General features: G+C 68.4%; 19 protein-coding genes and 1 tRNA gene. 9 read left to right on the top strand and 11 right to left on the bottom strand.

Annotation, left to right across the window (positions count from 1 at the left end):
• The first annotated feature begins 1 nt into the window (after position 1).
• The 5 genes from J1C47_RS00100 to kduD all read left to right on the top strand — a co-directional run bounded on the left by J1C47_RS00100 (position 2) and on the right by kduD (position 4,857).
• A complete protein-coding gene (locus J1C47_RS00100; RefSeq protein ID WP_207348681.1) occupies positions 2–1,282 on the top strand; it encodes a TRAP transporter large permease in 1,281 nt (426 codons plus the stop codon).
• Positions 1,279–2,754, top strand: a complete 1,476-nt coding sequence (locus J1C47_RS00095) for a mannitol dehydrogenase family protein (protein ID WP_207348680.1) — start codon at positions 1,279–1,281, stop codon at positions 2,752–2,754. Before J1C47_RS00100 ends, J1C47_RS00095 begins: the two co-directional genes overlap by 4 nt.
• An 80-nt stretch (positions 2,755–2,834) precedes the next feature.
• Complete coding sequence (locus J1C47_RS00090; protein WP_207348679.1) at positions 2,835–3,164, top strand: cupin domain-containing protein; 330 nt, start codon at positions 2,835–2,837, stop codon at positions 3,162–3,164.
• Between the two features lie 113 nt (positions 3,165–3,277).
• Positions 3,278–4,102 carry a 5-dehydro-4-deoxy-D-glucuronate isomerase gene (kduI, locus tag J1C47_RS00085; protein ID WP_207348678.1) on the top strand — a complete coding sequence of 275 codons (825 nt, stop codon included), beginning with the start codon at positions 3,278–3,280 and terminating at the stop codon, positions 4,100–4,102.
• Positions 4,099–4,857, top strand: a complete 759-nt coding sequence (gene kduD, locus J1C47_RS00080; RefSeq protein ID WP_207348677.1) for a 2-dehydro-3-deoxy-D-gluconate 5-dehydrogenase KduD — start codon at positions 4,099–4,101, stop codon at positions 4,855–4,857. Before kduI ends, kduD begins: the two co-directional genes overlap by 4 nt.
• Before the next feature lie 100 nt (positions 4,858–4,957).
• Here kduD and mazG read toward each other — a convergent pair whose 3' ends face one another.
• Complete coding sequence (gene mazG, locus J1C47_RS00075; protein WP_207348676.1) at positions 4,958–5,890, bottom strand: nucleoside triphosphate pyrophosphohydrolase; 933 nt, start codon at positions 5,888–5,890, stop codon at positions 4,958–4,960.
• A gap of 395 nt (positions 5,891–6,285) precedes the next feature.
• Here mazG and J1C47_RS00070 point away from each other — a divergent pair, with 395 nt between their 5' ends.
• Positions 6,286–6,678 (top strand): GFA family protein, encoded by a 393-nt coding sequence (locus tag J1C47_RS00070; protein ID WP_207348675.1) that lies wholly within the window; start codon positions 6,286–6,288, stop codon positions 6,676–6,678.
• A 422-nt stretch (positions 6,679–7,100) separates the two neighbouring features.
• Here J1C47_RS00070 and J1C47_RS00065 read toward each other — a convergent pair whose 3' ends face one another.
• From J1C47_RS00065 to J1C47_RS23950, 8 genes are all read right to left on the bottom strand, one after another.
• A complete protein-coding gene (locus tag J1C47_RS00065) occupies positions 7,101–7,487 on the bottom strand; it encodes a YkvA family protein (protein ID WP_207349062.1) in 387 nt (128 codons plus the stop codon).
• An 86-nt stretch (positions 7,488–7,573) separates the two neighbouring features.
• Complete coding sequence (locus tag J1C47_RS00060) at positions 7,574–8,380, bottom strand: MBL fold metallo-hydrolase (RefSeq protein WP_207348674.1); 807 nt, start codon at positions 8,378–8,380, stop codon at positions 7,574–7,576.
• A gap of 51 nt (positions 8,381–8,431) precedes the next feature.
• Positions 8,432–9,232: a TatD family hydrolase gene (locus tag J1C47_RS00055; RefSeq protein WP_207348673.1), complete on the bottom strand. Its 801-nt coding sequence runs from the start codon at positions 9,230–9,232 to the stop codon at positions 8,432–8,434.
• The gene (gene metG, locus J1C47_RS00050; RefSeq protein WP_207348672.1) at positions 9,229–10,806 is read right to left on the bottom strand and encodes a methionine--tRNA ligase; all 1,578 of its coding nucleotides are present in this window, start codon (positions 10,804–10,806) and stop codon (positions 9,229–9,231) included. Before metG ends, J1C47_RS00055 begins: the two co-directional genes overlap by 4 nt.
• A 112-nt stretch (positions 10,807–10,918) precedes the next feature.
• Positions 10,919–12,025, bottom strand: a complete 1,107-nt coding sequence (locus J1C47_RS00045) for a DNA polymerase III subunit delta' (protein WP_207348671.1) — start codon at positions 12,023–12,025, stop codon at positions 10,919–10,921.
• Positions 12,022–12,702, bottom strand: a complete 681-nt coding sequence (tmk, locus tag J1C47_RS00040; RefSeq protein ID WP_207348670.1) for a dTMP kinase — start codon at positions 12,700–12,702, stop codon at positions 12,022–12,024. The genes J1C47_RS00045 and tmk overlap by 4 nt, the downstream gene beginning before the upstream one ends.
• Before the next feature lie 20 nt (positions 12,703–12,722).
• Positions 12,723–13,967, bottom strand: coding sequence for a D-alanyl-D-alanine carboxypeptidase family protein (locus tag J1C47_RS00035; protein ID WP_207348669.1), 1,245 nt, complete (start codon positions 13,965–13,967; stop codon positions 12,723–12,725).
• Positions 13,968–14,074: 107 nt separating this feature from the next.
• Complete coding sequence (locus J1C47_RS23950) at positions 14,075–15,229, bottom strand: septal ring lytic transglycosylase RlpA family protein (RefSeq protein WP_281065442.1); 1,155 nt, start codon at positions 15,227–15,229, stop codon at positions 14,075–14,077.
• Between the two features lie 545 nt (positions 15,230–15,774).
• Between J1C47_RS23950 and J1C47_RS00025 the strand changes: the two genes are divergently transcribed.
• From J1C47_RS00025 to J1C47_RS00015, 3 genes are all read left to right on the top strand, one after another.
• Entirely contained in the window at positions 15,775–17,127 is a 1,353-nt protein-coding gene (locus J1C47_RS00025) for a hypothetical protein (RefSeq protein ID WP_207348668.1), read from the top strand.
• Between the two features lie 129 nt (positions 17,128–17,256).
• Positions 17,257–17,346 (top strand) — tRNA-Ser (locus J1C47_RS00020).
• A 388-nt stretch (positions 17,347–17,734) separates the two neighbouring features.
• Entirely contained in the window at positions 17,735–18,571 is an 837-nt protein-coding gene (locus J1C47_RS00015; RefSeq protein WP_207348667.1) for a protein NO VEIN domain-containing protein, read from the top strand.
• Positions 18,572–18,574: 3 nt separating this feature from the next.
• Here J1C47_RS00015 and J1C47_RS00010 read toward each other — a convergent pair whose 3' ends face one another.
• Positions 18,575–18,958, bottom strand: a complete 384-nt coding sequence (locus J1C47_RS00010; RefSeq protein WP_100929109.1) for a hypothetical protein — start codon at positions 18,956–18,958, stop codon at positions 18,575–18,577.
• A complete protein-coding gene (locus J1C47_RS00005; RefSeq protein WP_207348666.1) occupies positions 18,955–19,914 on the bottom strand; it encodes a recombinase family protein in 960 nt (319 codons plus the stop codon). Before J1C47_RS00005 ends, J1C47_RS00010 begins: the two co-directional genes overlap by 4 nt.
• Positions 19,915–20,035: the final 121 nt, after the last annotated feature.

Genomic DNA, 20,035 nt, shown 5'->3' with positions numbered 1-20,035 from the left:
CATGGCTCTTTCCATTCTCTTCGGCAGCTTCGTCGTGCTGCTGCTCATCGGCACGCCGATCGCCTTCTGCCTCGGCATCGCCTCCTTCCTGACGGTCGCCTATCTCGGCATTCCGCCGCTGATCGTGTTCCAGCAGATGAATGCCGGCATCTCGGTCTTCGCGCTGATGGCGATCCCGTTCTTCATCTATGCCGGCGACCTGATGGTGCGCGGCGACATCGCCGCCCGGCTGGTGGCGCTCGCCGCGAGCCTCGTCGGCCACTTCCGCGGCGGCCTCGGCCAGGTCAACATCGCCGCCTCTACGCTGTTCGGCGGCATCTCCGGCTCGGCCGTCGCCGACGCCTCGGCGATCGGCGGCCTGATGATCCCGCAGATGAAGGAGCGCGGCTACGACGTCGACTACGCGGTCAACGTCACGGTCACCTCGTCGATCATCGCCCTGATGATCCCGCCGTCCCACAACATGATCATCTATTCGATCTCAGGCGGCGGCCAGATCTCGATCGCCGACCTCTTCACCGCCGGCATCCTGCCGGGCTTCCTGCTGGCCATGGGCCTCGCCGCGGCCGCCTGGTACGTCGCCAACAGCCGCGGCTATCCGGTCACCGCCTTCGAGGGCTGGGGCAACATCGGGCGCAGGGCTCTGAACGCCATTCCCGGCATCATCCTCATCGGCATCATCTTCGGCGGCGTGCGGTCCGGCGTCTTCACGGCGACGGAAAGCTCGTGCATCGCCATCGTCTACGCGCTGCTCGTCACCGTCTTCGTCTACAAGTCGATGGGCTGGAGCGACTTCGTCGCCGCGACGCTCGGCGCCGTCAGGACGACGGCGATGGTGCTTCTGATCATCGGCGCGGCGGCGGCCTTCGGCTGGCTGCTCGCCTATCTGCGCGTCCCCGCCCAGATGATCGCCTTCATGCAGTCGCTGACCGATTCGCCGGTGGTGATCTTCCTGCTGCTCAACGTGTTGCTGCTCTTCCTCGGCACCTTCATGGACATGTCGCCGCTGATCATCATCACGACGCCGATCTTCCTGCCGGTGGTCAAGGCGTTCGGCATGGACCCGGTGCATTTCGGCGTCATCCTCGTCCTCAATCTCGGCATCGGCCTGTGCACGCCGCCGGTCGGGGCGGTGCTGTTCGTCGGCTGCGCCGTGGCACGGATCAGGGTGGTGCAGGCGATCCGGACGATCTGGCCGTTCTACTTCGCCGCCTTCGTCGTGCTGATGCTGGTGACCTACGTTCCGGCGATCTCCCTCTGGCTGCCGAGCGTGTTCAAATGACCGACAGACGCCTGTCCCTTCAGACCCTCGACGCGCTTCCCGCCACCGCCGCGAGGCCGGCCTACGACCCGCGGCGGGTGACGCCCGGCATCGTCCATCTCGGCGTCGGCGCCTTCCACCGGGCGCATCAGGCGGTCTATCTCGACGACCTCCTGGCCGGCGATCCGCAATGGGGCATCGTCGGCGCCTCGCTGCGGCGGGCCGACATGCGCGACGCGCTGCAGCCGCAGGACGACCTCTTCACCGTCGCGGTCCGCTCGGGCGAGGGCACGTCGCTGCGCGTCGTCGGCTCGATCCGCCAGATCCTCGTCGCGCCGGAGGATCCGCAAGCGCTGCTCGCCGCGATGTGCGACCCGGCGATCCGCATCGTCTCGCTGACCGTCACCGAGAAGGGCTACTGCCACGATCCGGCGACCGGCGACCTCAATCCGGACCATCCCGACGTAAAGGCCGATCTCGATAACCCGCAGGCGCCCACCTCGGCGCCCGGCCTCCTCGTCGAGGCGCTGCGCCGCCGGCGGGCGGCGAACGTCGTGCCGTTCACGGTGATGCCCTGCGACAACCTGCCGGCCAACGGGCCGACGGTGCACCGGATCATGACGCAGTATGCCGGGCTCCTCGACGGAGATCTCGCCCGCTTCGTCGAACGGGACGTCGCCGTCGCCGGCACCATGGTCGACCGCATCGTGCCGGCGACGACCGACGCCGACACGGCGGAAATCACCGCGGCGCTCGGGCTGTCGGACGCCTGGCCGGTGGTCACCGAGCCCTTCACCCAATGGGTGATCGAGGACCGGTTTCCGACCGGGCGCCCCGCCTTCGAGACGGTCGGCGCCGAGATGGTCGCCGACGTCGAGCCCTTCGAGCGCATGAAGCTGAGGATGCTCAACGGCTCGCATTCGACGCTGGCCTATCTCGGCTATCTTGCCGGATACCAGACGGTATCCGAGACAATGGCCGATCCCGCCTTCGAGCGCCTCGTCCGCCGCATGATGACGGACGAGATCATGCCGACGCTGAAGATGCCGGGGACCGACCTTACCGGATACCGCGACGCGCTGATCGCCCGCTTCCACAATCCGGCGCTGCGGCACCGCACCTGGCAGATCGCCATGGACGGCTCCCAGAAGCTGCCGCAGCGCTTCCTCGGCACGGTGCGCGACAGGCTCGCCGCCGGCGCCCCGATCGATCGGCTGGCCCTCGGGATCGCCGGCTGGATGCGCTACGTCACCGGCACCGACGAGAAGGGCGCGCCCATCGAGGTGAAGGACCCGCTCGCCGGGCGTCTGAAGGCGATCGCCGACGCGGCCGGCCGCGATCCCGGCCGCCTGGCAGAAGCCTATCTCGGCGTCGGCGAGGTGTTCGGCCGGGATCTCGGAAACGACCCGGCCTTTGCCGGCCCGGTGACCCGGGCGCTCGAAGCCCTCTACGAAGCCGGCGCGGCGCGCAGCGTCGAAGCGTTTGCCGGGTGAGCCAGCGACCCGGCCGGCATTCGCAGCATTCGCATGGCGCCGGAAAGGCGCGGAACGATCAGGAACGAAAGGAAGACGCCATGGCGAGCGATGCCGACACCGCGGGCGCATGGGTGACCGTCGACGCCTCGACGCGTCGGCGCATCCTCGCCCATACGCCCGAGATGATGGTCGTCGAGGTGGAGTTCCAGCCGGGCGGGGTGGGCGCCGAACATGCGCATCCGCATCTTCAGTCTTCCTACGTGAAGTCCGGCAGCTTCACCTACACCATCGCCGGCGTCGCCAGGACGATCAGCGAAGGCGAGGGGGTCGTGGTGCCCTCGAATGCCTGCCATTCCGCCGAGACGGCGACCGGCGGCAGCCTGATCGACGTGTTCACCCCGGCCCGCGAGGACTTCCTGCCGGCCTGACCGGCCGCCTCACCGGTCCGAAGCCGACCCGCAGGCCGCCATCGGCCGGTCGGCGAAGCCATGGCCCGAGACGACACAGAAACCGACGACATCGAAACAAGGGGACCGAAGCGATGACAATCGAAACCCGCCAGGCGATCGACCCGCGCCATGCCAAGACCTTCGACACCGCGGCCCTGAGGGCCGAGTTCCTGATGGAGGGCCTGTTCCGTCCCGGCGAGGTCAGCCTCGTCTACAGCCATTATGACCGCCTGATCGTCGGCGGCGCGGTGCCTGCGGCAGGCACGCTCGAACTCGCCTCGGCCAAGGAGACCGGGACGCCGGGCTTCCTCGACCGGCGCGAGGCGGTGGTCGTCAATATCGGCGAGGCCGGAACGGTCACCACCGGCTCGGGCAGCCACGCGCTCGGCCACCGCGACATGCTTTATGTCGGCATGGGCGACGGGCCGCTCGGCTTTTCCGGAACCGGTGCGAAGTTCTACGTCCTGTCGGCGCCCGCCCATCGCAGCCTCGAGACGCGGCTGGTGACGATCGACGCCGCCAAGCGGGTCGACCTCGGCGCCGCCGAGACCTCCAACGACCGCTCGATCTTCCAGTTCGTGCATCCCGACGTGATGGAGAGCTGCCAACTCGTCGTCGGCATGACGACGCTGCACGGCGGCTCGGTCTGGAACACGATGCCGGCGCATGTCCACGATCGCCGCTCGGAGGCCTATCTCTATATCGGCCTGCCGGAGGATGCCCGGGTCTTCCACATGATGGGCGAGCCGGGGGAGACGCGGCATCTCGTCGTGAAGAACGAGGAGGGCATCCTGTCGCCCCCCTGGTCGATCCACTGCGGCGCCGGCACCGCCTCCTACACCTTCATCTGGGCGATGGCCGGCGACAACGTCGACTACAAGGACGTCGACATGGTGCAGATGGGAGACCTCAAGTGACCTCGCCCTTCGACCTTTCGGGCAAGCGCGCCTTCGTCACCGGCGCCAACACCGGCATCGGGCAGGGGATCGCCGTGGCGCTCGCCGAGGCCGGGGCGCAGGTCGCCTGCGTCGGCCGCTCCTCCATGGCGGCGACGCGGGCGATGATCGCCGGATCGGGCGGGGTGTCCAGCGAGCACCGCGTCGACCTTGCGGACATGGACGCGGCCGTCGCGGCGTTCGAGGCGGCAGCGAAGGACAAGGGCCCGTTCGACATCCTCGTCAACAATGCCGGCATCATCCGCCGCGCCGACGCCGTCGACTTTTCCGAATCCGACTGGGACGACGTCATCGACGTCAACCTCAAGACGGCGTTCTTCCTGTCCAAGGCCTTCGGCAGCGCGGCGATCGCCGACGACCGCCACGGCGCCATCGTCAACATCGCCTCGGTCCTGACCTTTCAGGGCGGCATCCGGGTGGCGAGCTACACCGCGTCGAAGCACGGCATGGCCGGCATCACCAGGCTGCTCGCCTGCGAATGGGCGGCCAAGGACGTCAACGTCAACGCCATCGCTCCGGGCTACATCGTCACCAACAACACGGCGGCGCTGCGGGCCGACGAGGACCGGTCGGCGGCGATTCTCGGCCGCATTCCGGCCGGGCGCTGGGGCGCGCCGTCGGACATCGGCGGCGCGGCGGTGTTTCTCGCCTCGGACGCGGCCCGCTACGTCCACGGGGCGATCCTGCCGGTCGACGGCGGCTGGCTGGCCCGCTGAGCCGCAGCGGTTTCTTGCGGAAATCCGCTTTCGATGGGCTGCCGTGATCCTTTCCGCCGGGGCTCGATCCGCCGGCCCGGCCCGACCCGCGGCATGCCGCTCAGCCTTGCGCCCCGACGCCGTTTGCCTTGGCCGCGACCCACAGCGCTTCCATCTCGTCGAGGCTCGCCTCGTCGAGCGTCCGGCCCGACGCCGCAAGCCCCCGCTCGATGAAGCCGAAGCGGTCGCGGAACTTGCGGACGCAGCGCCGCAGCGCCTTTTCCGGGTCGACGCCGTGGCAGCGCGCCAGATTGACGACCGAGAAGATCACGTCGCCCATCTCCGCTTCGACGGCGTCGGTGTCGCTTGCTGCGACCACCTCCGCGAGTTCGCCGATCTCCTCGTCGAGCTTTGCGAGGATCGGCTCCGGCCGGTCCCAGTCGAAGCCGACGGCGGCGGCCCGCGCCTGAACCTTGAAGGCCAGCGTCAGAGCGGGCAGGGCGGCCGGCACCGTGTCGAGATGGCCGGGCAGATCGTCCTCGGCGACGGTCGCCCCGGCCGGCGAAGCCGCCTGCGAGACGCGCGCCGGTGAAGCCGACTCTGCGAGCCGCGCCGGCGAGGCCGCCTCCGAAAGCCGCACCGTCGGAGCGGTTGCGCGCGCCGCCCGGCGCTCGGCCTTCTCCTCGGCCTTGATCCGCTCCCACTGTCCCTTGGCGCTTCGCGCCGAGCGGGCCTCGGCGTCGCCGAAGACGTGCGGATGGCGGCGGATCATCTTCCGGGTGATCGCCTCGACGACGTCGCCGAAGCCGAAGAGGCCGCGCTCCTCGGCGATCCGCGCGTGATAGACGACCTGCAGCAAGAGGTCGCCGAGTTCCTCCTTGAGGTCGACCGCGTCGTCGCGCTCGATGGCGTCGGCGACCTCGTAAGCCTCCTCGACGGTGTATGGCGCGATCGTCGAAAAATCCTGTTCGACGTCCCACGGGCAGCCGGTCTCGGGATGGCGCAGCGCGGCCATGATCTCGACGAGACGGGCGATGTCACGGGAGTGTTCCATGGGGCATGCTCCAGACGGATGAGACGCGGGCGGACCGGCGCGGTGAACATGGATGGTCCGATGCGGCTTCTAGAGCATGATCTTCAGACGTGCGAACCGGTTTTCGCAACGGATTATGCGCACGCGAAAACAGACAGAGACAGAGAGAGAGAGAGAGAGGGAGAGGGAGAGGGAGAGTGCGGGACGTCGGGCGGTGTCCGTCTTCGTCCGCCCGCACGCTCCAGCGTTCGACGACGGGAAAAACCGCGCCGTCGATCGGCGTGAGGCTTCGCGGCGACGCACGGTTCCGGCATTCTGCCGCAATCTGCGTCGCAGGGCGGCGGACCGGGGCGCATCACCGCCCGATGCATGCCGACCGACGACGTTCTGCGACGAAATCGCCAGGGAGCCGAGCCATGGACCATTTCACCGGCGGATGTCTCTGCGGTGCCGTGCGGCTGGTGGCGTCGGGCCGGCCCGACCGCGTCGGCCTCTGCCACTGCCTCGACTGCCGCAAGCATCACGGCGCGCCGTTTCACGCCTCCGCCATTTTCGCCGAGAGCGCGGTCGCGATCGAAGGTGAGACGGCGGCCTATGCCGGGCGGCATTTCTGTCCGCGTTGCGGCTCGTCGGTGTTCTCGACCAGCCCGGGCGAGATCGAGGTGCATCTCGGCGCGCTGGACGCGCCGGACCAGTTCGCGCCGAGCTACGAACTGTGGACGATCCGCCGGGAAACCTGGCTTCCGCCGTTTCCGCATCTGCGCCGCTATTTGCGCGACCGGGAGGACGCGGCCGATTTTCGGTCCTGAGCGGGACAGCCGGCGCTCCGCGCGGCGGGGAGAGCCGTCTCAGGAGGGCTGAGGACGAAGCCTCAGCCGCACGGCAGCGCATGACGTCACGATCACCACGACAGCCAAGTGGCATAAGATAGATTATGGAACTGAAATGTCAGAGCCGTACGGCAAGCCCGTGGCCCGATCCCGGCGTCGTTCGAGCGCACGACGATGCGAGCGACCGCGGCCCCAGTGCAACGCGACACCAGCGCGACGGCGCGTGCTTTCACCGGACGGTTCATCCTGGCGACGAAACCCGGACCGTGCCAGACCGAGCGGCGATTTGCGACGCCGACTTCGCGACATGGTCAACCAGGCCTCAACGCCCCAACGTCCCGGCGCCGCTGCCGGCCAGAACCTCTGCCGAGCCGGTCCATGTCGAGTCAGTCCATGTCGAGTCAGTCCATACCGGGCCAGCCGACGCCCGGCCGGTCGAGGACGAGCGCGGCGGCAAGTCCGCTGAGGCCGAGCCAGATCGCCGCGACGATGACGGCGCCCGCGACGCTCGTCGGCCGGTCGAGACGGCGGTCGGCCGCGCGCCGCAGCGCTTCGAGCCGGTCGGGCGGGATCAGCCTGACCGCGAGCATGATGCCGAGCGGCACGATCAGCAGATCGTCGAGAAGACCGAGCACCGGCACGAAGTCCGGCACGAGATCGATCGGCGACAGCGCATAGGCGGCGACGGCTCCGGCGACGAGTTTGGCGAAGACCGGCGTCTGCGGGTCGCGCGCGGCGAGCCAGAGGACCAGCACGTCGCGCCGGAGCCGCCGCGCGGCGCGCTTCATCCGTCTCAACGGGTTTTCACGCGCGATCGGAGCCTCGGCGGTGCCGGATGGCGGGGCCTCCGGTTCCGGCTCGCGCGCAGGCCCGGTCACAGCGGCAGTTCGACGACGAGGCCGTCGTAACCCGGCCGGACGTTCTGCGGCAGCTCGCGGCAGAGCGTCGCGTAGTCGAGCGGCGTGTGCATGTGGGTGAACGTCGCCTGCGGCACGCCGAGCCGCTCGATCCATGCGAGCGCCTGTTCGACGCTGAGATGGCTCGGATGCGGCCGGTATTGCAGGCAGTCGATGACGATGTGCTCGGCGCCGCGGATCGCCGCGACGGCCGCGTCGGGAAAGTCCGAGACATCCGTCGCATAGACCATCGGGCCGAAGCGGAAGCCGAGCGAATGGATCGATCCGTGGATCTGCAGGAACGGCTCGACGTCGATCGGGCCGCCCGGTCCGTCGACCGCGAAGCCCCGGCCGGGCTCGATCGCGAGGCGGCGGATGATCGGCGGATAGTTGCTGCCCCGCGGGGTCTCGAAGCAGTAGCGGAACGCCTCGTGGACCCGCTCATGGGTGGCGTCGTCGGAATAGACGGCGATCCGCGTCTTCTGGGCGAGCATGAAGCCGCGCAGGTCGTCGACGCCGTGAAAATGGTCGGCATGCGGATGGGTGAGCAGCACCGCGTCGAGCCGCGTCACCTTCGCGGCCAGCATCTGCTCGCGAAAATCCGGGCCGCAGTCGATCGCAACGGTGGTCACGCCGTCCGGGCCGAGGCGCTCGATGAGCGCCGCGGCGCGCAGCCGACGGTTCCTCGGATTTGCCGGGTCGCAGGCGCCCCAGTCGCCGTTGATGCGCGGCACGCCCGGAGACGACGAGCAGCCGAGGATGGTGAGGCGCAGCCGGTCTGTCATGTCTTCACAGTCTTCCGGGATGAGCTCTTGCGACGTGGTCCGGGGCGGCGGTCAGCCGGCCGGGCGCGGATCGGCGATGCGCCCGAACAACCGGAAGAAATTGTCCGTGGTCTGGCGCGCGATGCTGTCGAGGTCGACGCCCTTGACCTCGGCCAGCACCGCGGCGGTGTGGCGCACGAAGGCCGGCTCGTTGCGTTTTCCCCGGTGCGGCGGCGGCGCGAGATAGGGCGCGTCGGTCTCGACGAGCAGGCGATCCATCGGAACCTCGGCGGCGATCTCGCGGATGTCGGCCGAATTCCTGAAGGTCAGGATGCCGGAGAACGACACGTAACCGCCGAGTGCGAGGCCGGCCTCCGCCAGCGCGCGGCCCGACGAGAAGCAGTGGAGAATGAAGGGGAAGGCCCCCTTCCCGCTCTCCTCTTCGAGGATCCGGATCACGTCCTCGTCGGCCTGCCGCGCATGGATGACCAGCGGCAGCTGCGTCTCGCGCGCCGCTTCGATATGGGTGCGAAAAACCTTGGCCTGAACGTCGCGGGGGCTCTTGTCGTAATGATAGTCGAGCCCGGCCTCGCCGATCGCGACCACCTTGTCGCGGCCGGAGAGGTCGACGAGCTGTGCCACCGTCACGTCAGGCTCCTCCGCTGCATTGTGCGGATGCGTGCCGACCGAGGCATAGACCTCGTCGAACTCCCGGGTGATCGCCATCAGCCGCTCGAACTTCGAAACGAAGGTCGAGATCGTCACAAAGCGCCGGACCCCCTGTTCCCTGGCGCGGGCGACGAGATCCGCCCGCTCGCCCTCGAAATCCGGAAAATCGAGGTGGCAGTGGCTGTCGACGAGGAAAAGGCTCATCGGCCGCCGCCCTTCGCACCGCCCTTCGCGCCTTCTTCGGCGAGCGGATCGACGAAGCGCGGGAACACGGGCTGCGGCGCCGGGAGGTCGCTGCCGGGCGCCAGCGCCCGCTCCGGCGCAAGTTCCGAGAAGCTGCGCCGGTCCGGGGCGACGCCGAGGACGTCGAGAAGCTTGCCCGCGCTCTCCGGCACGAAGGGCTGCAGCAGGATCGCCACGCGCCGCACCACCTCGGCGGTCACGTAGAGCACCGTTCCCATGCGCTCGGGATCGGTCTTCCTCAGCGCCCAGGGCTCCTCGCCGGCGAAATAGCGGTTGGTCGCCGAGACGAGGGCGACGATCGCGGCGAGCACGGCATGGATCTCCTGCCGGTCGATCGCCTCCCGCGCGCCGACGAGGAGGCGTCGCGCCTCGGCGAGGATCGCCTCGTCGGCATTGGTCAGCGCGCCTGGCGTCGGAACCTTGGCATTGCAATGCTTGGCGATCATCGACAGCGACCGCTGGGCGAGATTGCCGATGTCGTTGGCGAGCTCGGAATTCGTGCGGTTGACGATGGCGTCGTGCGAGTAGTTGCCGTCCTGGCCGAACGGCACCTCGCGCATCAGGAAATAGCGCAGCCGGTCAAGGCCGTAGGCGTCGATCAGCGCAAAGGGGTCGATGACGTTGCCGACCGACTTCGACATCTTCTCCCCGCGATTGAACAGGAAGCCGTGGGCGAAGACGCGCTTCGGCAGCGGCAGCCCCGCCGACATCAGGAAGGCCGGCCAGTAGACCGTGTGGAAGCGCACGATGTCCTTGCCGATGACGTGGAGGTCCGCCGGCCAGAAGGCCGAGCGGTCCCCCTCGCCCGGAAAGCCGGTCGCGGTCAGATAGTTGGTGAGCGCGTCGACCCAGACATACATCACGTGCTTTTCGTCGCCGGGGACCGGAATGCCCCAGTCGAAGGTGGTGCGCGAGACGGAGAGATCGCGCAGGCCGGACCTGACGAAGGAGACCACCTCGTTGCGCCGCTCGGCCGGGCCGATGAAGTCGGGGTTCTGCTCGTAGAGTTCGAGGAGCCGGTCCTGATAGGCGGAGAGCCTGAAGAAGTAGCTCTCCTCCTCGACCCATTCGACGGGCGTCCCCTGCGGGCCGTAGCGCTGGCCGTCCTCCTTCAGGGTGATCTCGTCCTCGCCGTAATAGGCTTCGTCGCGCACCGAGTACCAGCCGGAATAGCTGTCCTTGTAGATGTCCCCGGCTTCGGCCATGCGCTGCCAGATCGCCCGGCAGGACTCGTAGTGCCGCTCTTCGGAGGTGCGGATGAAGTCGTCGTTCGAGCCGCCGAGCGCCGCCGTCATCCTTTTGAACTCGGCCGAGTTGGCATCCGCGAAGGCGCGCGGTTCGAGACCCTCCCTGCGGGCGGTCTGCAGCATCTTGATGCCGTGTTCGTCCGTGCCGGTCAGGAAGAACACGTCGTAGCCGTCGAGCCGCTTGAACCGTGCCAGCGCGTCGGTGGCGATGAACTCGTAGGCGTGGCCGATGTGCGGACGACCATTCGGATAGGAGATCGCGGTGGTCAGGTAATAGCGTTCGGCCATGGTGCTTTCGCAGATATCGGTTGCTTGAGGGGTGCGCGGCGCTCCGCTCGCCGGGCGGGGCGAGACGTCGTCTGTCTTGGAGGCAGATAGTGCATTTGCCCGGACGGCTCAATCAATCGCCGAGCGCCAGTGCCTCGTCGCGGCTGCGGCGGCGCTCCAGCGCCGCCTTCAGGGCGAAATACCGGCTCGCCGTCGTCATCGCCATCTGCTTGCGGTCGAGGTTGAAGGCGGCTCCCTCGCCGAGGCGCCGGCTCTCGGCCTGCCAGAGTTCGGCGAAGGCGGCTGCCGCGCCGATGTCGGCCCCCTCGAGCCGGCGATGGCTCTCCCTGGCGACGCGGTCGAGCAGCAGCGACAGGAACAGCTCGAAGGAGGCTTCGCGCCCCCGCCCCGTCAGCTGGTCGAGCAGCGCCTGCAGGCCGTTGACGTCGAGTTCGCCGGCGGACAGCAGCGTTTCCAGCGTCCGGCCGATCTCGACGCCGCCATTGGCGGCGAGCATCAGCGCGCGGCGCACGCTGCCCTCGGCGGCGCGGACGATGGTTCCCGCATCGTCCGGGTCGAGCGGATGGCCGAAGGCGGCGAGCACCCGCGTCAGCTCGTCGCCGGAGAGCTCTTCGAAACGGGCGAGCCGGCAGCGCGAGCGGATGGTCGGCAGGAGCCTGCCCGGCGTGTGGTTGACGAGGAGGAAGAGCGAGCGCGCCGGCGGCTCTTCGAGAAGCTTCAGAAGCGCGTTGGCGGCCGAGCGGTTGAGGTCGTCGGCCGGATCGACGATGGCGATCCGCCAGCCCTCGCCGGACGCCGTCGCGTGGAAGAAGCGGCCGAGCCGGCGCACCTCCTCGACGGTGATCTGGGTGCGAAAGCCGGTGCCGCGCTCGACCGGCGGCCGGGTGACGTGGATCAGCCCCGGCAGCGAGCCGATGGCGATCTGGCGGAACACCGGATCGTCGCTGCGAAAGCCGATCGTCGCTTCCGGCTCTTCCCGCGTCGCCGCCCCGGAAAGCAGCCGCGCGAAGCAGAAGGCGGCAGTCGCCTTGCCGATCCCCGCCGGGCCCTGCAGCAGCCAGGCGTGGTGCATCCGCCCGGAGCGCCGCGCCTCCAGCATCTCGCCGAAGGCTTGGCCGTGACCGAAGAGCTGCGGCGTGACGAAGGGCTGCGGCACGCCGTCGATTTCGTCGTGGGTCGCGTAGGCCTCGATCGACGCCGCCCCCGGGGCCGCGCTCATCGTCCCTTTCCGAGCTTCAGCGAGCGTTCGATCGTCTCGAACCGCCGGGCCTCGAGCCGGTCGTCGACGAGGCCGCGGATCTCGGCGGCGACGGTGTCGACGGGCCGGTCGCCATCGACGACGACGCAGCGTTCCGGCTCTTCGGCGGCGATGGCGAGGAAGGCCCGGCGCCGTTCGTCCTGGATGCGGGCGTCGTCCTTCTCGAAGCGGTCCGCGCTGGCGTTGCCGCGGCGCCGGCGGGCCCGCTCGCTGCCGATGTCGGCCGGCACGTCGAGGACGATGGTGAGGTCGGGATAGGTGCCGGCGAGCGCCGCGCGCTCCAGCCGCTGCATCAGGCTGCGGTCGCCGGCGCGCCCGGCGAACTGGTAGACCCTGGTCGAATCGTGGAACCGGTCGCACAGGACGACGTCGCCACGCTCGAGCGCCGGGCGGATCAGCTCGGAAACGTGGTCGGCCCGGGCGGCGGCGAAGAGCACCGCCTCCCAGTCGGGACCGAGACCCTCGGCCATGCCCGACAGGATGATGTGGCGCACCGCCTCGGCGCCGGGCGAGCCGCCCGGCTCGCGGGTGATCACCACGTCGCGGCCGGCCTCGCGCAGATGGGCGGCGAGGCGGGCGATCTGGGTGGACTTGCCGCTGCCCTCCCCGCCTTCGAACGTCACCAGATATCCCGTCACGCCTTTCCCGGATCCTCTCGTCAGAATTGCCGCAGCCAGCCGAAGGCGAGTTCGCTCACGGCGCCCATCGCCCGGTCGGAAAAGCTGCCGTTGCCGACGCTCCTTGCGGCCGCCAGCGGTTCGCTCAGCACCCTTGCGCCGTCGACCATGATGTCGAGATGCGCGACATTCGCCCCGGCTGCGACCGGCGCGGCGAGCGGGCCGTCGTAGCGGATCGCCGCCGAGACGCGCTCGTCGGCATCGCGCGGCAGCAGCGCGGCGATGGCCTTCGGCGCGACCAGGGGAACGCTGCCCGTCTCGCCGCCGAACACGTCGGCCGCGCCGACGACGGCCCCCTCGGCGAAGAGCGGCCGCAGTTCGAAGCTGTCGTTCGACCAGTCGAGCAGCCGGCGCGCCTCCTCCGAGCGCTCCTTCGCGGTGGCGAGGCCGCTCATGGCGAGGTAGGTGACGCGGCCGCCGCGATCCGTCACGCCGAGCAGCGCATAGCCCGAGGCCTCGGTGTAGCCGGTCTCCATCCCGTCGGCCCCGACGTCGATCTTCAGCAGCGGGTTGCGGTTGCGCTGGAAGATGTTGTTCCACTTGAAGTCCGGCTCGGCATAGACCTTGTAGAGTTCCGGATGTTCCGTACGGATGTGCCGTGCCAGGGTGACGAGGTCGCGCGCCGTGACGTGCTGGCCCTCGGCGGGAAGGCCGGTCGGATTGACGAAGTGCGAACCGGTGAGGCCGAGCTCCTCCGCCCGCCGGTTCATCGTCTCGGCGAAAGCCTCGTCCGATCCTGCCATGCCTTCGGCGAGCGCGATGCAGGCGTCGTTGGCGGAATCGATGATGGCGCCGCGCACGAGGTTTTCGACCGAGACGGAGGACTTCACGTCGGCGAACATCGTCGAGGTGCCCGAGGGCGCCCCGCCCGTCCGCCACGCATGGACGGAGATCGGAAATTCCGTGTCGCGCGCCAGCTGGCCGGAATCGATCGCCTCGAAGACCACCTCCATGGTCATCATCTTGGCGAGCGAGGCCGGCGGAAACGGCTTGTCGGGGTTCTTCTGGAGGAGGATCGTGCCGGTCTCGCCGTCGACGAGAAGCGCCTCCCTCGCCTTCGTCTCGATCGTCGGCGGCGCCACGTCCTCGGCCGCGGCGAAATGCGGCGCGGCGAAAAGAACCGAAATGGCGGCAAAGGCCAGCGCCCCGCCGCGCCACGCGCCGAGCGGCGGGCGGGCCGGGGCGCGGCCGCAACTTTCGGGGCTGGCAACGTCGCGCTTCGTCATGGCCCCAGTTATCGTCTCATGGCCGCGACCCGCAAGCGGTGCGACATCGTCTCACGCGAACGCGATGCCGCGGGCGCGGGGATCCGCGCCGCGCGCCGGCCATGCGCTCAGTCGCGGACGACGAAGGCGTCGGTCGCGCCGACCTGCCAGAGCCGCTTCAGCAGCCGGTCGGCATCGGCGCCGCGCGACACGGCGATCCGCGCCGTCTCGATGCCGCCGTCCCTCTCGACGCTGAGCGCCCCCTCGCCCGTCGCGACGGCCCTGACCCGTTCGAGAATCCGCGGGTCGATCTCGCCGAGCGCGATGGTCTCGGCGGCAGCCGACGCGCCCGGCCCGGCAGATCCGGCCAGCCCCCGCAACGCCGCCGCGGCGCCACCTGCGGCGGTCTCTTCGGCGAAGGAGTTGCGGAACAGCGAGGCGGCGAAGCTCTGCCCGGCCGTCGCGGGCCGTGCCCCCGGAACCGGCGCGCCCGGCGCCCGGACGCCCGGCAGGCCGGCGTCGGAAAGGTCCTCGCCATAGGCGGCAGCCGCGACGCCGCCGGCGGTCGCCGGTCGCCGGGTCTCGGCCGCTGCCACCATGACGCTGTCCGGCGTCGCCTGCGGCACGGCGCCGCCGTCGCCCGGCCTAAAGCTCGCCATCAGCATCTTGGTGTCGTCGCCGTCGAGCGGCGCGCGGCCGACATATTCGACCTTGACGTCGGCGGTTCCGGCCGACTTGAAGCCGAGGAGTTCGGCGGTCTCGGCCGAGACGTCGATCTCGCGGCCGGCGGCGAAGGGTCCCCGGTCGTTGACCCGGACCATCACCTTGCTGCCGTTCTTCAGATTGGTGACCATCGCATAGGACGGCAGCGGGAAGGTCTTGTGGGCCGCCGACAGGCCGTGCATGTCGTAGACTTCGCCGTTGGCGGTCAGCCGCCCGTGGAAGTTCGGCCCGTACCAGGAGGCCTTGCCTGTCCTGACGTAGCCGGGCTGGTCCTTGGGATAGTACCACTTGCCCCGGACCTTGTAGGGCTTGCCGATCTGGTCGCGGCCGCCGCCCTTCGGCACGCGCTTCAGCGCGGTGACGCGGGGACTTGCCGGCACGCCGTAGGTGCGGCTGTCGAACTTCACCGTCGTTGACAGATCGGCGAGCTGCTCGAGCGGCGAGCCGGCATCGGAATCCGTTCCCTGGCAACCCGCAAACGACAGCATTCCAGCGACGACGCCGATCACGCCGATCACCCTGCCGGCCGATTGTCGGCCGACGCCCCCTCTCCTGACCATGACACCCCCGCCATTTTTCGTTCTTTGTTTTGTTTTCTTCGCGGCCGGATCGTGGCGTCCCCACGCCATCGTCCCGGCCCCGTCACCATTGCGAAACGAAGATGTAACAGAACCTCGCCGCAGGCAATCTCGGCGCCGTTAACCCTTTGATGCGCCGCATGGGCGTCCCATATTGACTGTGGCGTGCCGGTGACAGTGACGGTTCTGGCCTAAGATTCCCCGGGCCCGGCGGGGCGGCTTGATCGTTCACGCACAACATATTGATTTTCGGAACACCGGCGCCGGCGGGACGCCGCAGCGGATCATTCCCGGCCGTCCCCGGGCCCCCGCAAAAAATGGCGTGAAAGAGGCGATTGCCATGTTTTTGCCTCAATCAGGCGCGCCCCGAACTTGACCGAAGCTGTCATCACGAATTGTTACAAAGCACCCGTCGCCTGTTCGCCTGGCGAACCTTTGCGGGATCGCCTCGCCGCCTCGGCCGTTTGCCCCTCGATGCCGGCCGCCCCGAGGGCTGGCCGAACCGACTGCAGTGAAAGGACATCGCCATGTTGACCTCCCCCGACGGCGTCGTACGGGCCGCAGCGTCCGCGGAAGATCTGGCCGACGGGCTGGACACCGGCAATCCCCAGGCCACCCAGTATGTGCGCACGCAGGATGGATATGTGAAACTGCCGATCGTCGCGGTCGACGCCGCGCGACTGATCTACAGGGCAGACAACGGCCGCATCCTCTCGGAAGTGCGGCTCGCGTGCCGGGCAGAAGGCGCGACGGACGCAGAGGGACGTATCGTCGAAGGCGACCGCCGCGTCCAGTCCATCCTCCACCGCCTGCTGCTCGAAAAGGCGATGGACGAGAACTCTCCGATCTTCGCCGAGCTGGAACAGCATGCTTTGCAGACGGAGCCGCTCCTGGTCACCCGCCGGGGACTGGTGGTGAACGGCAACCGGCGGCTTGCCAGCATGCGCGAACTTCTGGCGCGCGACCCGGAGAAATATGCCGGCTTCAAGACGGTCGCCTGCGCCGTCATGCCCGACAGCTTCTCGCATGAGACCATCGAGTTCATCGAAGCCAATCTGCAGATGGCGCCGGATCTGAAGCTCGGCTACAGCTGGATCAACCGTCGCCTGAAGCTGCGCGAGCACGCCGCCGACCTGCCGCGCGACCTCATCGTCGACGCCTACCGGCTGAAGGATGCCGGCGAGATCGACACCGAACTGGCGGAACTGGCCCTGGCGGAATCCTATCTCGCCTATCTCGGCGCCCCCGGGGAATTTTCTCGCGTCGTCGAGCTTGAAGAATATTTCCTGAACTTTCACGCCGAGCTGCAGGTGCTGCAGGTCGCGCATCTGCGGGATCTGTGGACGCTCGCGGGCTTTGCCATGCTTGCGACGCGCGAGGCGCTGGATCGGCCGGTCGACCACTATTATCCCTTCACTGCGCCCAAGCCGCATGCGACCAGCAGCTGGGTCCTGCGCAGCTTCGCCGCCGACCGGGGCGTCGCGGATCCGCAGTCGCCCGGGAACAACGAACCCGTCTCGAAGGAAATCGCAGGCCGCCTGCGGCCGATCCTGGCCGATCCGGCGAATGCGAAGGACGTCGCCCGCCACGTGATCGCGCTGATCGACACGCTGAAGAGCAATGAGACGGAACTCCTCGGCGCGATCCGGGTGCTTGGGCAGATGCGGGCCTTCCGCAAGACGCTGGAGAGCAAGGGCCCGGCGCTGGTCGACGAACGCCAGCATCGGGAAATCAAGGCGGAGCTCGTGGCGCTCCTCTCCCTCCTGCACAGCGACGAGGGGGAGCCTCGAGCCGCCCCGCGCCCGGCCTTGAGCGGCATTCGCGCGCGCGCGTCCGAACGGGTCAGGACCGTCATGAAACGCCTCGCCCGCCGGCGCTGACGCCCGAGAGTTGACGCCGCGATCCGGCGGGCGCTAAAGCCTGCCGCGTCGCCGTTCGGCAGCAATTCGGTGGCAAGAGCCGTTTCCGGCCTTTGCCGAGATCCGAAAAAGCTGACGATCTCACGGCAAGGATGGGTGGCCGAGCGGTTGAAGGCACCGGTCTTGAAAACCGGCAGGCGGGAGACCGTCTCGTGGGTTCGAATCCCACCCCATCCGCCACATTCAGATACTGAATCCGTCCAAGGGCCCCAATTGGGGCCTTTTTTCTTTTTGTTTTAAAGGGCGTTGGCAGGGCCATCCGCCCTTCGGAGACCCAGCGGTTGACGCAGAATGGGTCTCCGAATGGCCCGTGTCTCTCTTCGAGCGCCCCTCGACGGCCACGGGACGGCGTAAAACAGTCTTGTATTTCCAATGGGTTGCCGCGTTCATGGGTTCGCCCCGTTCGCGAAATAATCCGGTGACGGAGACCGACACGAAGGCGCAGGACGGTCAGAAGGACGGCTCCGTGGAGGCCGATCCCCAAGTCCGCCGGCAGCGTTCGAAGCTAGCCTGGAGCCTGCCGGAAGTCTCTGATGACAAACAGACTTCGCGCCCGTAGCCTGGCGGAATGTCGAACGGGCCCTGGACGGATGAAGAGAACGACCTGATCGTCGCGGATTACTTCGCGATGCTGGCCGACGACATTTCCGGGCGCCGCTACAGCAAGGCCGAGCATCGCCGCGCACTCCTCCCGCTGCTGAACGACCGGTCCGAAGGGTCCGTCGAGTTCAAGCACCAGAACATCAGCGCGGTGCTGAAGGGGCTCGGCGAGGACTGGATCCCCGGTTACAAGCCCGCGTTCAACTTCCAGATGACCCTGGTGGATGCCGTGGTACGGTGGTTGGCGCTGAACCCGGCCTGGCTCGGGCGCCAACCTGGCCTGCAATCCGCAGGCGGTTTGCGCGAGGCAGCGCAGATCTGGATCGGGCCACCGCCCACGCTGTCAAACCAGCCGCCTCCGCAGGAATTGGAGCAGATGCTGCACATCGCCCGCAAGTTCGACGTGGCGGGCCGGGACGACCGCAACCGGGCCCTCGGCCGCGCGGGCGAGGAGTGCGTGCTGGCGCATGAGCGCGCGGCCTTGCGGACTGCGGGACGAGACGATCTGGCGCGCAAGGTGCGCTGGGTGTCGGAGGAGGATGGCGACGGCGCGGGCTACGACATCGCGAGTTTCGGGCTGGACGGCCGGGCACGGCTGATCGAGGTCAAGACGACGAACGGATGGGAGCGCACGCCCTTCCACATCACCCGCAACGAACTGGCCGTGGCCGAGGAGCGTCGGTCGGAATGGCGTCTGTTCCGGCTGTGGAATTTCTCACGCGAGCCGAAGGCGTTCGAACTGCACCCGCCACTGGACGCGCATGTCTCGCTGACCGCGACGACGTTTCAGGCGAGCTTTCACTGAGCCTCAGTCGAACACCCTCTCGGGCTGTTCGTGCCATGGCAGGGCCGCGACGTCGGTCAGTTTCAACAGGGTCACGGCGGGCACCTCGCGCTTGTAGACCAGTCGCTTGAGGACACCCGGCGCGAGATAGGCTAGCCGCAGCTGTCGGCTGACATGGCGTTCGGCGAGCCCCACGGCTTTCGCCAGATCGGTCACCGTGTTGAATTCGCCAGCCTCCATGCGCCGCCGCCAGCCCCACGCCCGGCCAATGGCGCGCAGGATATGCGGATCCTGCGTCCGGTCTTCGCTCGGCAGATAGGTTGCGGGCGGCATGATCTTCGGCCGCCCGTTCTGCTTGCGGACCTTGAGCGGCACGAAGATCTGGATGGACTCGTCGGGTTTCATCATTCCGCCGCCACCTTCTTTCGTGGCGCCATCATGTCGCGCATGGCGCCCGAGACACCGTCGGTCCGGACATCGATCACCAGCCCCTCGGACGTCACGGTGACCCGGCGCACCAGCAACTGCACGATCCGCGTCTGCTCCGCAGGGAAAAGCTGGCCCCAGACGTCATCGAACGTCTGCAGCGCGGAGATCACGTCGGCCTTGGCGAAGGCGTGACCCTCGCGCGCCAAGTGGGCGACGACCTGCGCCGTGATCGAGGGTGTGCGCATCACCCGCCGCAACTCGGTCACCACGGCCGCTTCCACGAGGTCGGCAGGAAGACGGCGCGGGATGCCCTCATCGCTGGGTTCGCGATTCTTGATGACGTCCATCGAGACGTAATACCGGTATCGCCGCGCGCCCTTCTTCGTGCTGCTCGGGGTCATGGCGGCGCCGGTGGCCGTGAAGATCAGCCCCTTGAGCAAGGCAGGCGCTTGCGCGCGGGTGTTGTTGGCGCGCTTTCGCGGGTTCTGCCGCAAGATGGCATGGACCTGATCCCACAGCTGCTCGTCGATGATGGCCTGATGCTCGCCTGGGTAGGCCTTTCCCTTGTGGACGGCGTCGCCGCGATAGACGCGGTTCACCAGCACCCTGTAGAGATATCCCTTGTCGACCAATGTGCCCTGCTTGTTGCGGAGCCCTTTGCGGCGCATTTCGCGCGCCAGCACGGTCGCTGAGCCGACCTCGACGAACCGTTCGAAGATGCCCCGCACGGTGGCGGCCTCTTCCTCGTTCACCACGAGTTTGCGGTCCTTCACATCGTACCCGAGCGGGACATAGCCGCCCATCCACATCCCCTTCATGCGGGAGGCGCGGACCTTGTCGCGGATGCGCTCAGCCGTGACCTCGCGCTCGAACTGCGCGAAGCTGAGCAGGATATTGAGCGTCAGGCGCCCCATGGACGTGGTGGTGTTTGTCAAACGGCTTCGGAACGGGACCCCTCATCGGCGTTCAAACGGGCCCCCTCTTCGGGTGCCGAATGCGCAACGGCCTCGTTATCGCGTAGCCGTAGGCGAGCGATGACGAGGCCGTTGCGTGCGG

It is taken from the genome of Jiella sonneratiae (assembly GCF_017353515.1).
Lineage (GTDB): Bacteria > Pseudomonadota > Alphaproteobacteria > Rhizobiales > Rhizobiaceae > Jiella > Jiella sonneratiae.
This window is presented reverse-complemented; position numbering and strand designations above follow the sequence as displayed.

Bases quoted from the DNA above. Each gene is read 5' to 3' on its own strand.
- J1C47_RS00100 (WP_207348681.1), top strand. From the start codon at position 2: ATGGCTCTTTCCATTCTCTTCGGCAGCTTCGTCGTGCTGCTGCTCATC.
- J1C47_RS00095 (WP_207348680.1), top strand. From the start codon at position 1,279: ATGACCGACAGACGCCTGTCCCTTCAGACCCTCGACGCGCTTCCCGCC.
- J1C47_RS00090 (WP_207348679.1), top strand. From the start codon at position 2,835: ATGGCGAGCGATGCCGACACCGCGGGCGCATGGGTGACCGTCGACGCC.
- kduI (WP_207348678.1), top strand. From the start codon at position 3,278: ATGACAATCGAAACCCGCCAGGCGATCGACCCGCGCCATGCCAAGACC.
- mazG (WP_207348676.1), bottom strand. From the start codon at position 5,890: ATGGAACACTCCCGTGACATCGCCCGTCTCGTCGAGATCATGGCCGCG.
- J1C47_RS00070 (WP_207348675.1), top strand. From the start codon at position 6,286: ATGGACCATTTCACCGGCGGATGTCTCTGCGGTGCCGTGCGGCTGGTG.
- J1C47_RS00065 (WP_207349062.1), bottom strand. From the start codon at position 7,487: ATGAAGCGCGCCGCGCGGCGGCTCCGGCGCGACGTGCTGGTCCTCTGG.
- J1C47_RS00060 (WP_207348674.1), bottom strand. From the start codon at position 8,380: ATGACAGACCGGCTGCGCCTCACCATCCTCGGCTGCTCGTCGTCTCCG.
- J1C47_RS00055 (WP_207348673.1), bottom strand. From the start codon at position 9,232: ATGAGCCTTTTCCTCGTCGACAGCCACTGCCACCTCGATTTTCCGGAT.
- metG (WP_207348672.1), bottom strand. From the start codon at position 10,806: ATGGCCGAACGCTATTACCTGACCACCGCGATCTCCTATCCGAATGGT.
- J1C47_RS00045 (WP_207348671.1), bottom strand. From the start codon at position 12,025: ATGAGCGCGGCCCCGGGGGCGGCGTCGATCGAGGCCTACGCGACCCAC.
- J1C47_RS00035 (WP_207348669.1), bottom strand. From the start codon at position 13,967: ATGACGAAGCGCGACGTTGCCAGCCCCGAAAGTTGCGGCCGCGCCCCG.
- J1C47_RS23950 (WP_281065442.1), bottom strand. From the start codon at position 15,229: ATGGTCAGGAGAGGGGGCGTCGGCCGACAATCGGCCGGCAGGGTGATC.
- J1C47_RS00025 (WP_207348668.1), top strand. From the start codon at position 15,775: ATGTTGACCTCCCCCGACGGCGTCGTACGGGCCGCAGCGTCCGCGGAA.
- J1C47_RS00015 (WP_207348667.1), top strand. From the start codon at position 17,735: ATGTCGAACGGGCCCTGGACGGATGAAGAGAACGACCTGATCGTCGCG.
- J1C47_RS00010 (WP_100929109.1), bottom strand. From the start codon at position 18,958: ATGATGAAACCCGACGAGTCCATCCAGATCTTCGTGCCGCTCAAGGTC.